General features: G+C 69.2%; 11 protein-coding genes. 6 read left to right on the forward strand and 5 right to left on the reverse strand.

Annotated elements, in window-relative coordinates:
• Positions 1-20 precede the first annotated feature (20 nt).
• The 4 genes from HDC31_RS15770 (at position 21) to HDC31_RS15785 (ending at position 5,054) form a co-directional block, all read left to right on the forward strand.
• The gene (locus HDC31_RS15770; protein WP_058631662.1) at positions 21-950 is read left to right on the forward strand and encodes a M15 family metallopeptidase; all 930 of its coding nucleotides are present in this window, start codon (positions 21-23) and stop codon (positions 948-950) included.
• Positions 951-1,102: 152 nt separating this feature from the next.
• Entirely contained in the window at positions 1,103-2,266 is a 1,164-nt protein-coding gene (locus HDC31_RS15775) for an acyl-CoA dehydrogenase family protein (RefSeq protein ID WP_113681458.1), read from the forward strand.
• Positions 2,267-2,377: 111 nt separating this feature from the next.
• On the forward strand, positions 2,378-3,475 hold the full coding sequence (locus tag HDC31_RS15780; protein ID WP_113681457.1) for a serine hydrolase: 1,098 nt from the start codon (positions 2,378-2,380) through the stop codon (positions 3,473-3,475).
• Positions 3,476-3,671: 196 nt separating this feature from the next.
• Positions 3,672-5,054: an HNH endonuclease signature motif containing protein gene (locus tag HDC31_RS15785; RefSeq protein ID WP_257022235.1), complete on the forward strand. Its 1,383-nt coding sequence runs from the start codon at positions 3,672-3,674 to the stop codon at positions 5,052-5,054.
• Positions 5,055-5,256: 202 nt separating this feature from the next.
• On the opposite strand, the gene HDC31_RS15790 is transcribed toward HDC31_RS15785, so the two are convergent.
• From HDC31_RS15790 to HDC31_RS15805, 4 genes are read right to left on the reverse strand one after another with little or no spacing between them, the layout of a single operon-like run.
• Positions 5,257-5,982 (reverse strand): ECF transporter S component, encoded by a 726-nt coding sequence (locus tag HDC31_RS15790; RefSeq protein WP_308472284.1) that lies wholly within the window; start codon positions 5,980-5,982, stop codon positions 5,257-5,259.
• Positions 5,979-6,854 (reverse strand): siderophore-interacting protein, encoded by an 876-nt coding sequence (locus tag HDC31_RS15795; RefSeq protein ID WP_113681034.1) that lies wholly within the window; start codon positions 6,852-6,854, stop codon positions 5,979-5,981. The genes HDC31_RS15790 and HDC31_RS15795 overlap by 4 nt, the downstream gene beginning before the upstream one ends.
• 11 nt (positions 6,855-6,865) lie before the next feature.
• Positions 6,866-7,684 carry an energy-coupling factor transporter transmembrane component T gene (locus tag HDC31_RS15800; protein WP_058632145.1) on the reverse strand — a complete coding sequence of 273 codons (819 nt, stop codon included), beginning with the start codon at positions 7,682-7,684 and terminating at the stop codon, positions 6,866-6,868.
• Positions 7,681-9,390, reverse strand: coding sequence for an ABC transporter ATP-binding protein (locus HDC31_RS15805; protein WP_113681035.1), 1,710 nt, complete (start codon positions 9,388-9,390; stop codon positions 7,681-7,683). Before HDC31_RS15805 ends, HDC31_RS15800 begins: the two co-directional genes overlap by 4 nt.
• A 182-nt stretch (positions 9,391-9,572) precedes the next feature.
• On the opposite strand from HDC31_RS15805, the gene HDC31_RS15810 reads away from it, so the two are divergent.
• Complete coding sequence (locus HDC31_RS15810) at positions 9,573-10,910, forward strand: heparan-alpha-glucosaminide N-acetyltransferase domain-containing protein (RefSeq protein ID WP_082682648.1); 1,338 nt, start codon at positions 9,573-9,575, stop codon at positions 10,908-10,910.
• Here the strand turns inward: HDC31_RS15810 and HDC31_RS15815 are convergent.
• Entirely contained in the window at positions 10,882-11,427 is a 546-nt protein-coding gene (locus tag HDC31_RS15815) for an ECF transporter S component (protein ID WP_045264328.1), read from the reverse strand. The genes HDC31_RS15810 and HDC31_RS15815 overlap by 29 nt on opposite strands.
• A gap of 167 nt (positions 11,428-11,594) precedes the next feature.
• On the opposite strand from HDC31_RS15815, the gene HDC31_RS15820 reads away from it, so the two are divergent.
• Positions 11,595-14,804, forward strand: coding sequence for a S8 family serine peptidase (locus HDC31_RS15820; protein ID WP_179516326.1), 3,210 nt, complete (start codon positions 11,595-11,597; stop codon positions 14,802-14,804).
• The last annotated feature ends 273 nt before the right edge of the window (positions 14,805-15,077 follow it).

Here is a 15,077-nt window from a genome sequence, read left to right on the forward strand (position 1 = left end):
TCGAATGAGATGATGGACCAATGCCCTTTCTGCCGCACGCTCAGCATGCGGCGCCGCGGTCCCCGATCCGCGGACCCGCTCTCCCGATCGGCGTCGCCCTGACGGCGATCGGCATCCTCTGCTCGATCGGATCCGGTCCGGTGCCGTCGTCCGACGCCGAGGTCATGCCCGTGCCGGTCGCGGTCATGCAGGTCCCGCCGGTCAAGGTCGCTGCGACCACGGCGGCCGACCCCTGTGCCGAGCCGTCGGTGCAGCAGGCCATCGCGAACGGCGACGATGCGGGCGCGATCGCGGGCTTCGGGGGAGGGGCGGCCTTCCGCGAGGCGGTGGTGGCGGGCAATGCCCCCTGCGTCTCGCTCAGCGACCCCGCACGCCTCTGGGTGGTGGTGAACAAGTCGCTGCCGCTGAATCCCCCCGCCTACGAGCCGGCGGACCTCGCTCAGGTGCCGCTGCAGATGACGACGCCGTCCGGACGTGTGCGCTCCGACGTGGCCGCCGCCGTCGGCCGGATGGCGGATGCGGCAGCCGCGGCCGGCGTGGGACGCATCGGGGCGAACAACGGCTACCGCTCCTATGGTCTTCAGGTGACGACCTACGGCTCGCACGTGCGTTCGCAGGGGCAGGCGGAGGCGGATGCCGGCTCGGCTCGCCCCGGTCACAGCGAGCACCAGACGGGTCTCGCCCTCGATGTGGTGGCGTGCGGTGCGGGCTGCGGCGGACTCGACGGCTTCGGCGGCACCGCCCAGAGCGACTGGGTCGCCGCTCACGCCTGGGAGTACGGATTCATCGTGCGCTACGAGCAGGTCGGCACCCCGGTCACCGGATACGCCCCGGAGCCGTGGCACCTCCGCTATGTCGGGGTCGACCTGGCGGCGGCATACCACGAGGGCGGATTCCATACGCTGGAGGAGTTCTTCGGGCTCCCCGCTGCGCCCGATTACTCGCACTGAACCGGGCGGGAACGCCGTGGTTGCGGCATCCGACAACCGCGGTACCCAGTCTCACGTTTTATGGGATGCATTCTCACAACGTCCTGTCTCCGGCCTCCGCGGCGTCGTAGAATCACCGGAGCAATGATGCACGACACGTTCAGGAGGACGGCATGGAACGCGACATCTACGACGAGGATCACGAGGCTTTCCGGGACCTGGTCAAGGACTTCGTCAAGCGCCACGTGACAGGCGAGGCGATCGAGCGGTGGGATGCCGCGGGCGAGATCGACCGCGCGACCATGCTGGCGGCCGGCGAGGCCGGTCTGATCGGGCTCTCCGTCCCCGAGGAGTTCGGCGGCGCGGGGATGCTGCAGGACTACCGCTTCCGCACGATCGTCATGGAGGAGGCCATCGCCTCCGGTGCGGGCTCGCTGGCCGGTGCGTTCGGCATCCAGGACGACCTGGCCGTCCCCTACCTCGTGCACATGGGCACGCAGGAGCAGAAGGAGAAGTGGCTGCCCCGCATGGCCACCGGCGAGGTGCTCGGCGCCCTCGCGATGACCGACCCCGGCGCGGGCTCCGACCTGCGCGGGATCAAGACCAACGCCAAGAAGGTCGACGGCGGCTACATCCTCAACGGTGCGAAGACGTTCATCTCCTCCGGCACGACCGCCGACGTCGTGGTGACCTTCGTCAAGACCGGTGAGGGCAACCGTCCGGACGCGTTCAGCCTCCTGCTCGTCGAGAAGGGCATGGAGGGCTTCGACCAGGGGAAGAAGCTCAGCAAGATGGGCTTCCACGGCTGGGACACGGCCGAGCTCAGCTTCACGGACGTGTTCGTCCCCGACGAGAACCTCATCAGTGGCAAAGAGGGTCAGGGCTTCATCCAGCTGATGCTGAACCTGCCACTCGAGCGCCTCTCGATCGGCGTCGCCGCAGCTGCAGCCGCACAGGCCGCCCTCGACTGGACCATCGCCTACACGAAGGACCGCGAGGCGTTCGGTGAGCGCATCGCCGACTTCCAGAACACCCGCTTCCGCCTCGCCGACATGTCCGCGACCACCGATGCGATGTGGGCCTACATCGACCGCGCGCTCCGGGCCTACTCGGAGGGGAAGCTGTCCGCCGAGGATGCCGCGAAGGTGAAGTTCTGGGCGACCGAACGCGAGTGGGAGGTGCTCGACACGGGAGTGCAGCTGCACGGGGGCTACGGGTACATCATGGAGTACCCGATCGCCCGCGCGTTCACCGATGCCCGAGTGCACCGCATCTACGGCGGCACGAACGAGATCATGCGCGACCTCGTCGGGCGTCAGATCGCCGGCAAGCGCTGACGCGCCTCCCCTGAAGAGGCCCCGGATTTCGCATCCGGGGCCTCTTCTCGTCGTTGCCCTATCGCCGTCGAGGCGTGGACAGGGGTGCTGCGGCCCGGTTGAATCGACTGCATGACGACGTCGCTCGCACGGATCCTGGATGAACACGTCGCGCGAGGCACGGCGCCGGGGATCATCGGCGTGCACGGTGAACCCGGTGGGGCGTTCGAGATCGTCGCGGCCGGAGACCTGCCGGCGGATGCGATCGTGCGCATCCAATCGATGACCAAACCGATCCTCGCGGTCGCCGCACTGCGCCTCGTGCAGGCGGGGCGCCTCCTTCTCGACGATCCCGTCGAGAAGTGGGTGCCTGAGGTCGCCGATCGTCAGGTGCTGCGCGTGCCGGATGCTCCCCTCGACGACGTCGCGCCTGCGACGACGCCCATCACTCTGCGTCATCTGCTCACCAACACCTCCGGCTACGGCGTGCAGGTCGTGTCGTCGTCCCTCGCCGAGGCGATGATCAGGAATCGGACGGCCGCGGGGCAGGAGCCGGTCGCGATGGGCGCACAGGAGTGGCTGGACGCGCTGACCGCGCTCCCGCTCGCGTTCGAGCCCGGCACCGGATGGCGCTACCACCACTCCTTCGGCATCCTCGGGATCCTGCTCTCACGAGTGGTCGACGGGTCGCTGGAGGAGCACCTTCGGCGTGACCTCTTCGGACCGCTGGGAATGGTCGACACGGGTTTCACGGTTCCCGTCGACCAGGCGCATCGGCTGCCCGCGGCATACCGGCACCAGGAGGGCCAGCTGGTCGAGATCGAGCCGGCGGCCGCAGGGTTCTCCGTCGCGCCTGCGCCGTTCGATCTCAATCACTCGGAACTCGTGTCGACGGCCGCCGACTATGCCGTGTTCGCGGGGATGCTGGCCGCCGGCGGGCGCCATGGCGGGAGTGTCGTCCTCGACCCGGAGCTGCTCGCGCTGATGCGTTCGGACCAGGTGCCGGCCGCAGCGAAGACCGCTGACAGCTTCTTCCCGGGATTCTGGGAGGGCACGGGGTGGGGATTCGGCGTCGCGGTGCAGACCGAGGGTGAGCACGTCGGCCGGTTCGGCTGGTCGGGTGGGCAGGGGACGGACTTCTGGATCGACCAGGACGGCTCGTTCCGCGTCGTCCTGAGCCAGGTCGAGATGGGACCGGAGGTCATGGGATTGTTCACCGACGTGCAGTGAGGCACTCCGGCGGCCCGCGGCTCCTGTGCCCGGGCGGCCCGGGCGGGGCTGGCGGGCCTGGCGGGCCGGGCGGGCCTGGTAGGCCTGGTGGGCCTGGTGGGTCGGTCCGGGGAGGGTGGCTTTCGGGATACCGGTCTCACCAGCATGCGATCGAACAAATCTTCGAATCTCGGCACGATCCGCGATAAAATGAAGCATGTCCAGATTGACCGCGTTGCACGAGGCGATGTCCCGCCTCGATGAGGCGTGGTCGGATGCCGACGACTCCGGAGACCTGTCGCGCGAGCAGTTGATGGTGGTGAGCGAGTCGATCGGGGTGCTGCGGCGTCGGTTGGATGCCGTGCATGTCTCGGTGGCGGCGTGCATATCGCGTGAGTCGCGTCCAGAGCTCGGCGCGGAGAGCCTGGCGAAGCAGCAGGGCTACCGCAATCCGGCGACGCTGATCGCGGCTGCGACGGGAGTGTCGACGGGCGATGCCTCGCGCCTCGTCAAGGTGGGCGAAGCGACTGCACCCCGCAGCGACCTCCTGGGCGCCCCTCTGCCGGCGAAGTACCCGTCGGTGAGTACGGCACTCGACTCGGGTGCGCTCGGCGCCCCGGCCGCCGCGGTGATCATCGCGCTCCTCGATCGCTGTCGGATCGCCGCGGGAGCGGAGCGTATCGCCGAAGGCGAGCGGGTGCTGGCGGAGAAAGCGGCGGGTTTGGCGCTCGACGATGTGCGCAAGCTCGTGGTCCGCGCGGAAGCATGGCTCGACCCGGACGGTCTGGAGCCCAGGGAGGACGAACGGCGCAACAGACGTGCGCTATCGCTGTTCGAGCGTGACGGCATGGTGCATCTGAACGCGGTGCTCGACGTCGAGACCGCGGCTCCGGTGGTCACCGCGATCCGGGGGTACGTGACCGCCGCGTTCGCCGCGCGAAAAGATGCGCCCGACGAGGGTGCGCCCGATGCGGACCGCCGGACGGTGCCGATGATCCAAGCTGATGCTCTGGCGGTGTTCTGTGCGCACGTGCTCGGGTGCGAGCAGCGGGTGCCGGTAGCGGGTGCGACGGTGATCGTGCGGATGAACCTCGACGATCTGGAAGCCGGCACGGGGTCGGCGACCCTGGATGGTGTCGATCACCCGGTCAGCGTCGGAGCTGCGCGCAGGATGGCGGCCGGTGGCGGTGTGATCCCGTGCGTTCTCGGTGGCGACAGCGAGATCCTCGAATGGGGTCGGGAGAAGCGGCTGTTCACCCGCGCACAACGGCTGGCGCTGGTGGAGCGCGACGGGGGATGCGCGATGTGCGGATTGCCGCCCGAGATGACGAAGGCCCATCACATCCGCTGGTGGAAACGAGATCACGGGCCGACCGACCTCTCCAACGGGGTACTGCTGTGCGAAACGTGTCACCACCGCATCCACGACAACGGGTGGGAGATCCGTATCGACGATGCCGGGAGTATGAGTAGGAGTGGGGGCGGGAGTAGGAGGGGGACTGGGAGCGGCGCGCGGGTGTGGTTCATTCCGCCGCGATACGTCGATCCTGCGCAGACCCCGAGGCTCGGCGGTCGCGCACGCCTCGACGTCGCTGCGTGAGGATGTCGGTCTCTGGTGGGCTGGTCTCTGGTGAGGCTGGTCTCTGGTGAGGCTGGTCTCTGGTGAGGCTGGTCTCTGGTGACGGTCGTCCGGTGGGGGGGTCTCGGGTGAGGACGCCGCCCGACGGTGCGATGTGCTCCGTCTTACGGCACCGGTCGGCCCCACCTGAGGAGTGTGATGAGGGCGGCTGTGCTCTTGAGGCTCAGCGGCGCCCGTTGACAGCTGGCCTGCCCACTCCGGCGCTGCCTACTCCTGCCCTGCCCACTCCGGCGCTACCCACTCCTGCCCTAACCACTCCTGCCCTGCCCACTCCTGCCCTGCGCAGACGGTCGGCGATCAGGATGCCGAGGGCGGTGCCGCCGACGCAGCTGGCGATCGTCACGGCGAAGAAGGCGACCTGGGCGAAGAGAGACATGGATCCGAGATCGAACCAGGCCCACGCCGAGATCGGGTAGACGACGCCCACGACGACGGCGCCGACGTAGTGCATCCACGTTCCCCAGTAGCGCCAGAGCACGAACAGGAACGGCAGCTCCGTGAACGCCGCCCACCAGAGATTCGTCAGCACGCTGCTGAAACCGTACCCGGAGAACGGGACCATCACGAGGCCGGCGATCAGCGCGACGAGGAGTCCGACCAGCGGCTTCCGCAGCAGCCTCAGCGCGATCACGGACGACAACAGCCACAGGCCGGCGAGGGCCATGCCGACGAAGGGCAGCGGCCCGGTCAGCAGCGTCGAGAACCAGTTCATCGGCGCGAGCAGCACCGCCCCGGCGACGCCGAGCGCGGCACAGGTCAGCAGGATGGCGGTGGGGAAGCGGAATCGTCCACCGGCGACTGACGCGCGATGTCCGGCTGCTGCTGCTGCGGGAGCATCTCCCACTGATCCCCTGGAGGCGAGGCCATCGGCTGCATCCGTTCCGCTCACGCGAGGGGCTCCGCTGCAGCGTCGCGCGCGGCCTTCGAGGCGGGTGATGAGGCGCCGATCTTCCAGTAGCCGCAGAAGCTCACGGCATTCTTGTCGACCCCGCGTGTGCCAACGAGATGCTTGCGCGCCCCTGAGGCGAGTGCCTGCTCGCCCGCCGCATACGCGTGGAACGGCGCATCCGGCAGGGCAGCGCGTGCCAGCGTCTCCAGGGCGAGCGCCCCGGGAGCGATGCCATGCGGCCGCACGATCCACACGACCTCGACGCCCGAGGGATGCGTGAACGCGAGAGCGTCGTCGTCGCTCGGCACCTCCACGATCGCGGTGCCCGTCGCAGTGGCAGGCAGCGAGGCGCAGATGGAGGAGATCGCGGGCAGGGCGGTCTCGTCGCCGACCAGCACGACCCGCTCCACCCCGCGCTGCGGGTTGAACGTGAGGCCTTCGTCGATGATCAGCACGTGCTCGCCAGGCTCGCAGGTCTCCGCCCATCGCGACGCGGGGCCGGCGGTGCCGTCCGTGGCCGAGCCGTGCAGCACGAAGTCGACGTCGATCTCGGCGCCGGCCTCCGCGGTCGCCGGACGGTACGCGCGCACGCTGTAGTTGCGCATCACCGGACGCTCACCGTCGGGGATGCGCAGGAACTTCAGGTACCCGAACACCTTGTTCGCCTTCGCCGGCACCCGGTCGAGCCCGGCATCCCCTCCGATCGGCAGGAACAATCGGAACCACTGGTCGAACCCCATCGGCCGGAACTTCTCGATCTCGCCACCGCCGAGCGTCACCCGGATCCAGTGCGCCGAGAGCTGCTCCGTGCGCAGCACCGTCAGGTGGAGGAGTTCGGACGACTCGGGCTTGACCATCTTGCTGAACGCCATCAGGACGCCTTTCAGGGAAGCTGCCAGGGGAAGAAGACGACGAAGATGGCTGCAGAGGCCAGCAGGGTCGCGACCGTGAAGACGGTGTCTCGCGTCCGGAACGGGACCAGGTGCCGCTCGGTGCGCGTCGGATGTGCACCGAACGCCCGCGAGTCCATCGCCAACGCGACGCGCTCGGCGTGGCGGATCGCGCCGGCGAGCAGCGGCACGATGTACCCCCACCCCCGGGCGATGCGCGCGAACGGACCGCGACCGCCGTGATACCCGCGCACCCGATGGGCCGCCCTGATCACGGAGAGCTCATGCCCGAACCGCGGCACGAAACGGAAGGCCGCCAAGGCCGTGTAGCCGATCCGATACGGTACCCGCAGCTGCTGCACACTGGCCCGCACCAGGTCGGGCCCGCTGGTGGTGAGCCCGCCGACGAGCGCGAGAGCGACGATCGAGCCGAGCCGCAGCGCTGTCGCGAAGCCGAGGAGCAGGGCCCCGCTGTAGAGCGTCCAGTCCCCGATGCGCACGACCGGAGTGGAGTCGTGGACCAGTCCGGTGTCGACCCACAGGGAGAAGCCGATGCCGATCAGGAGCATCCCGGCGGGGAGAGCGAGCAGCAGCAGGGCGAGGAGCCGCACGGTGAGACGCGCGCCGACCAGGATCAGCGCATAGGCGAGCACCAGGAACGCGGCGGGGGTCGCCAGATCCCGTACGAAGACGAGCAGCACCATCGCTGGTGCGAAGCCGGCGACTTTCGCGAGCGGATTCAGTGTGTAGAGGAACTGCCGGCGCGACGTCGCCGTCATGCGTGCATAGGGGTCGAACGTCGTCGCGGTCATGAGCTCACCCCGAGGCCGGCGGACGCCAGCACGCGTTGCAGGGCCGGCAGCTGCAGCCCTGCATCCGTGAACAGCAGTTCGTCCTGCAGGAGCGCGGCGGTGGGCCCGGTCGCCCGCACCCGACCCTCGGCGAGGAGCACGACGTGGCTGGCGTGCTCGGCCACCAACTGCAGGTCGTGCGTGACGATCAGGATGGTCGTCCCGTCCGCGCGCAGCTCCTGCAGCAGATCGAGCAGCTCAGCGGCTCTCGCACGGTCCTGTCCGAAGGTCGGCTCATCGAGCGCCAGCACACGGGGCCGGGTGATCAGCGCCGTGCCCACCGACAGGCGCCGCTTCTCACCGCCCGAGAGCAAGAACGGATGCACGTCCGTCTTGTGCTCGAGTCCGAAGCGCGTGAGCATCTCGTCGACTCTCGCCGTGATCTCGGCGTCGGGCACATGGCGCAGCCGCAGCCCATGGGCGAGCTCGTCGAACACCGTCGGGGCGATGAACTGGTGCTCGGGATTCTGGAACACGAACCCGATCCGTGCGGCGAGGTCGCGGGGAGACGCGGTCCCCGGGTCGATGCCGTCGACCGACACCTGTCCACGCGGTGGCGGTACGACGCCCGCGAGTGCCTGGATCAGCGTGGTCTTGCCCGCCCCGTTCGCACCCACGATTGCCGTGAGACTGCCGGGGGCAAGGTCGAGGTCGACACTGTGGAGGATCTCGGCACGACGCCGGCGCACCGTCAGCTCTCGCGCGCGGATGATCGGCTCGACCCGTGTCGTGGCGTCGCTCTTCGTCGTCGAGGCGGACGACGTCGTGCGGCTCGACGACGTCGTCTGGCTCGATGGCAGGGACGAGACCGGCTGACCTTCGAGTGCGACGGCGAGTTCCGGGGGAGACAGCGGCAGCGGATCGAGTGTGAACCCCTGACCCCGGAGTCGGAGCGCCGTCAGGGTGGCGGCCGGAACCCACACGCCCATCCGGACCAGCTCGTCGGCGTTCTCGCGGATGATCTCGGCCGCCGGTCCGTCGAAAGCCACCCGACCCTCGCGGTCGAGCACGATCGTCCGCGTGACGAACGACATAGCCGCATCGAGGTTGTGCTCCACGAGCAGGATGGCGCGGTCACCCGCAGCGACCACCTCAGCGAGCGCGGCGTACACGTCGTCGATGCCCTGGGCATCGAGGTTCGCGGTCGGTTCGTCGAGCACGATGAGGGGTGAGCCCATCGCGAGGGCACCGGCGATCGCGAGTCGCTGCCGTCCGCCGCCGGAGAGGTGGTCGGGGTTCACCGTGCGCCGTTCCCAGAGCCCGACGCGGCGCAGTGCCTCCTCGACGCGACTCTCCACCACGTCGAGCGGCAGTCGCAGGTTCTCGGGGCCGAACGCGACCTCGTCGTACACACTGCCGGTGACGATCTGCGCATCGGGGTCTTGGAACACCATCGCCACGCGGGTGCTCAGCGTCGCGGTCGGAGCGCTCGCCGTGTCGATGCCGCCGGCCTCCACCGTGCCGATCATGGCTGTGGGGAGGGCGTGCGGGATGAGCCCGTTGAGGGCGAGGGTGAGCGTCGACTTGCCCGAACCGGAGGGCCCGAGCAGGAGCACGACCTCTCCTGCATCGATGTCGAAGGTCACATCACGCGGAGAGGGGTGCGCCGCATCGGCGTGGGTGAGGGAGAGGTCACGCACGCTCAGCAGGGGCGCGGATGGGCGCACGGCGGAGTCCCGGGTCGGCGGATCGTACCCTTCTAACTTAGCTGAGCCTTACCTGATTATCCACGCGCACAGAAGCCCTCCGGCGGATGACATCGATCATCCGGTGGACGGACGTGGAGCGGCCGAAGAACCGGCATCGTCGTAGAGGCGCCGACCGGGCGCCGCAGGAACGAGGGAGCACCGTGCCACAAGACACGAACACGCACACGATCGCCCGACCGCACCGTACGGCGCGGAGGGAGCAGCCGACGCCTCCACCCGAGTCGGATGCGGCACGTCGTCGCGGCGAGCTCGGCCGGATGGTCGGCATCGACTTCGCGCGCTTCCTGGCGATCATCGGCATGTTCTGCGCCCACCTGCTCCCGCCGGCCGGCCTGCCAGGCCACGTCGAAGGCGTGTCGACCATCGTCGACGGGAACGCCTCGACCCTGTTCGCCGTCGTCGGCGGGATCAGCGTCGTGCTCGCCACCCGCTCCTACCTGGAACGCGGCCACGTCGCCGCCGCACGGTGGGCGATGGCTGTGCGGGGTGTGCTCGTCATCCTCATCGGGGCGACGCTCGCCCTGGCGCCGGGAAGCATCGTGGTCGTCCTCGTCTACTTCGGTGTCGCCATGCTGTGCAGTATCCCGTTCCTCAGGGTGAGTCCGCGCTGGTTGCTCGTCTCCGCGGCGATCCTCGCGATCGCGGGGCCGATCCTCAACGCCTTCCTGCGACAGGCCCTGGGGGTCATCGGTGAGGGCGGCGGAGTGTCCTGGCCGCAGTGGGGGGAGCCGGCCGTGGCGCTGCGCGCGATCTTCGTCACCGGCACCTATCCCGTCGTGACCTGGATCGTCTACGTTCTCGTCGGGATGGCCGTCGCCACACTGCTGATCGCCGCTCGGCGCAACGGGACGGAGAAGCGATTCCTCGCGTGGACGGCCGGCATCGGCGCCTTCCTCGCCGTGTTCGCCGTGTCGACCAGCGCCCTCGTCTACGAGTTCTTCGGGCGCGCGGTCCTCGTCGCGACCCTGCCGCCCGAGGCGGCTGCCGCCACCGAGAGCATCATCGGCACGCCGGGCTTCGGCGCTCCACTCTCTCCGCAGTGGTGGGCGCTCGTGCTGCAGACGCCGCACACGGGGACGACCCTCGACATCCTGCGCGGGGTCGGCATCGCACTCTTCGTCATCGCGAGCATGCTGTTCCTCGCCGGAGTCCTCCCCAAGTCCGCGCTTCGCGTGCTCGAGCCCGTCAGGGCGGCGGGGGCCGCTCCGCTCACGGTCTACACGGTGCACGTGCTCGCCGCGGCGGCCACCTCGTTCGTGCTGCTCTCCGGTGCGGTCGACGCGTCGACGGATCTCCCGTGGTGGTACCTGGGGCCGGCGATCCTCGGTGTCCACATCCTTGGCGCGATCGTCATCGGCGCGATCCTGGCGGCGCTGAAGCGTCGCGGTCCACTCGAGGCGCTCGTGAGCTCGGTTTCGGGCGCCGTCGCGCGGCGGCTGGGCGGAGTGCCTAGCGGCGGGCGACGCCGGCGCGGCTGAGTGCCGAGCCGATCGCGAGGCCGATGGCTGTCCACGCGATCGGCCCGAGCACCGAGATCGCGAGGTAGAGGATCTGCGCCCACAGCGGCATCACCGAGAGGTGGGCGGCGAAGAACACCACGACCGCCACGAAGACGCCGATGATCGCCGCCGAGAGGAAGAAGCGCCACGGGCCCCAGGAGCGGTAGCGGGTGAGGGCGGCCACCCCCTCCTGGATCAGGCCGAACAGCAGAGCGGTGCCGATGAACCGCAGCGCCCAGGCCGGGTTGAAGGCGCTCGCGATCAGAGCGGCGAACACATGGGTGATCAGCGCGACGAGCGGGAGGCGCAGCACCTCCTGCGCGATGATGCCCGGCAGCACGTGCGAGCCGAGGACCAGGCCGTAGAGGAACAGCAGGGGGCTCGCCAGCAGCACCGGAGTCACCCACCCGGCTATACCGGCGAGGATGCCCGTGGCGACCCCGATGGCCGCGCATACGAGCAGGACGCGGGTCGTCAGGACAGAGGTGCGGGCCACCTCTCCAGCTTACTGTCGACGTATCGCGAGGGCGGCCGTGGATAACCCTGGCCGATCGGCGAATGCCGGGTGACCGATCGGCCAGACTTCCTGAGAATCGCCAGGGTCGGGCATATGTTGGCCGCGGTGCAGCAAGAGGGCCGCACCGTGATCATCGGGAGCACCACATGGGTCGAACACCCCTCCGGATGGCGGCAGCCACCACCCTGGCCACGCTGTTCATCGCATCGACGGCAACCGCGGGCTACGCGACGGAGGAGGTGACGCACCCCGTCCCCGTCGCAGGCACACCAGGGCACTACATCGTGGTGATGAAGTCGGATCCGCTCGCCACCTACGAGGGCGACGTCAAGGGTCTGAAGGCCACCAAGCCCGCCGAAGGCGACCAGCTCGAGACGCAGTCGCAGGATTCGCAGCGCTACGTCGAACATCTCCAGACCGAGCAGGAAGACCTCGTCAGCGACATCGGGGTCACGCCGGACACCACCTATCAGGTCGTCCTCAACGGCTTCAGCGCCGACCTCAGCGGCGAGCAGGTCGATGCGCTCCGCGCCTCGAAGGACGTCCTCGGCGTCTACCCGGATGAGATCCGTCACCCCGACGCGCAGAGCTCGACCGACTACCTCGGCCTCGGCGACGACCGCAAGGGCAAGGGCGGAGTGTGGCAGCAGACCGGAGGGGTCGCGACCGCCGGAGAGGGCGTCGTCATCGGTGTGATCGACACCGGCATCGCCCCCGAGCACCCCTCCTTCGAGGGGAAGAAGATCAAGAAGCAGAAGAAGCAGCACAACCGCAACAAGGGCGGGCAGCCCTACACCGACGGCACCTACGTCTACTTCGACAAGTCCGACGGCGGGCAGTTCCAGGCCGCGATGGTCGAGGGTCAGGACTGGGACACCAGCGACTACTCCTCGAAGCTCATCGGCGGACAGTACTTCTACGCCGGGGCCGAGGCCGCCGGCTTCGACTTCCAGTACGACTACCTCTCGCCGCGTGACGGCGACGGCCACGGCTCGCACACCGCGAGCACGGCGGCGGGCAACTTCAAGGTCAAGGCCAGCATCGAGAACGTCGATTTCGGCACGATCTCGGGTGTCGCCCCGGCAGCGAAGATCTCGGCGTACAAGGCCTGCTACGTCGGCCCCGACACGACGGTCACCACCGACGACATCTGCGCGCAGAGCGACCTGATCGCCGCGATCGACCAGGCCGTCGCCGACGGTGTCGACGTGATCAACTACTCCATCGGCGGCGGAGCTGCGAGCACCGTGATGGCTCCGGAGGACCTCGCGTTCTTCAACGCCGCAGCAGCAGGCGTCTTCGTGGCGACGAGCGCCGGCAACGACGGACCTGACCCGGTCACGGCCGACCACGCCTCGCCCTGGTACACCACGGTGGCCGCATCGACCATCCCGACCTGGGAGGGCACCGTGCAGTTCGACGGGTTCGCGCAGGCCGGAGCCTCGGTGAGCGTGCCGTTCGGTCAGAAGGTCACCGGCCCGTCGATCGCCGCAGTCGACGCCGCGGCGGCGGGCGCCGTCACCCCGCAGCTCTGCCTGCCCGGCACCCTCGATCCTGCCAAGGTCGCCGGACACATCGTGGTCTGCGACCGTGGCAGCAACGCCCGCGCCGAGAAGTCGCAGGTCGTGAAGGACGCCGGCGGCATGGGCATGGTGCTCGTGAACGTGCCCGGCGGCGCCGACTCGCTCGACAACGACTTCCACGCGGTGCCGACCGTGCACCTGAACGCCGTGCACCGCGCGGCCGTGCTCGCGTATGTGCAGGGCGGCGTGGATCGTCCCATCACCCTCGTGGGTGAGAACACCACCGGCGTCGTCACCCCGACCCCGCAGATCGCGGGCTTCTCGAGCCGCGGGCCCATGCTGGCCGACGGCAGCGACGTGATGAAGCCGGATGTCGCGGCTCCCGGTGTCGCGATCCTCGCGGCGACCGAGAACGCTCCGGGGGAGAAGCCGACGTTCGGCATCCTCTCCGGCACGTCGATGGCCTCCCCGCACGTGGCCGGCCTCGCCGCGCTCTACCTCGGCGAGCACCCCAAGGCGACGCCAGCGGAGATCAAGTCGGCGATGATGACCACCGCCTACGACACCGTGCTGCCCGACGGATCGAAGAACACGAATCCGTTCGAGCAGGGTGCAGGCCAGGTCGACCCGAAGCGCTACCTGAACCCGGGTCTGCTCTACCTCAACGGTGTGAAGGACTGGGCGGCGTTCCTCGACGGGAAGGGACTGTCGGACTTCCCCGGCATCGACCCCATCGACGGCAGCGATCTGAACCAGGCGTCGATCTCGATCGGCTCCCTGACCAGCGCACAGACCGTCACCCGCACGGTGACCTCGACCGAGAAGGGCACCTTCACGGCCAAGGCCTCGGTGCCCGGAGTGAACGTCAAGGTCACGCCGCAGCAGTTGAAGTTCGACCGTCCGGGCCAGACCAAGACGTTCACGGTGACCTTCGACAACGCCACGGCTCCGGTGGAGCAGTGGGCCACCGGTTCGCTCACCTGGACGAGTGCGAAGAACTCGGTGCGCTCGCCGATCGCGCTGTTCCCGGTCACGGCCGATGCGCCGGCCGAGGTCACGGGCAGTGGCGTCGACGGCAGCACCGCTGTCGAGATCACCCCCGGTCTCACCGGTGACCTCGCGCTCGGACTCTCGGGTCTGACGCCGTTCGAACTGCTCGCCGACGCGGACAACCCCGTCGAGGGGCACTCGGGTGACGAGAAGTCGGGCGACGCCAACAAGGACGTCTCGTGGATCGTGAACGTACCCGAGGGCACGACCCTCTCGCGTTTCGACCTCGATTCGTCGGACGACAAGGGCAGCGACCTCGACCTCACCGTGTACCGGGTGGTGAGCCCGGACGACCTGCAGTACTACGAGCGCTGGCGTTCGGCCACCGGCTCGGCGGACGAACAGGTCACGATCCCGTCGCCTAAGGCCGGAACCTACCTGGTGGTGGCGAACATCTACTCGACGACGGGCGCGATGACGTGGGACATGACCTACGCCAACGTGCTGGCCGACGGCGAGGGTGACCTCACGGCAACGCCGAACCCGCTCGCCGCGGTGCGCGGCAAGAAGACGTCGTACAACCTCGGCTGGACCGGCCTGACCGCCGGCACCCGCTACCTCGGGGTCGTGCAGTACGGCGAATCCGACGTGCGCACCGTCCTGACGGTCGACGTGCCGGCGGCGAAGGCTCCGGAGACTCCGGCGCCCGAGACGAAGGCACCGGAGGCCCCGGCACCGGAGACGAAGGCACCGGAGACCCCGGCACCGGAGACCCCGGCACCCGAGGCATCACGGACGGGCGCGCCTCCGACGAGTGCGCCGGAGACGGCGAAGCCGGAGTAGCCCCTCCACACACACACGACGCCCCGCGGTCTCCCTTCCGCGGGGCGTCGTGTGCGTGGCGCTCGGAAACAGGCGATCCCGCGGAGACAGGCCGATTCGCGAGGCAGCCGCCTGATGTGGCGGGAGGGCCTGATGCGGCGGGGCGAACGGACATCCCCGGTATCCGTTCATCGCGCCATCCGCGCCGCTCGTCGCAGCAACCGCGGCGAGCGGTCATGTCGGGAGCGGGATCTTCCTAACGTGGGGGAACGCAACGTCGCGTATCCCGAGGAG

Source organism: Microbacterium sp. JAI119 (assembly GCF_013410135.1).
Taxonomy (GTDB): domain Bacteria; phylum Actinomycetota; class Actinomycetes; order Actinomycetales; family Microbacteriaceae; genus Microbacterium; species Microbacterium oxydans.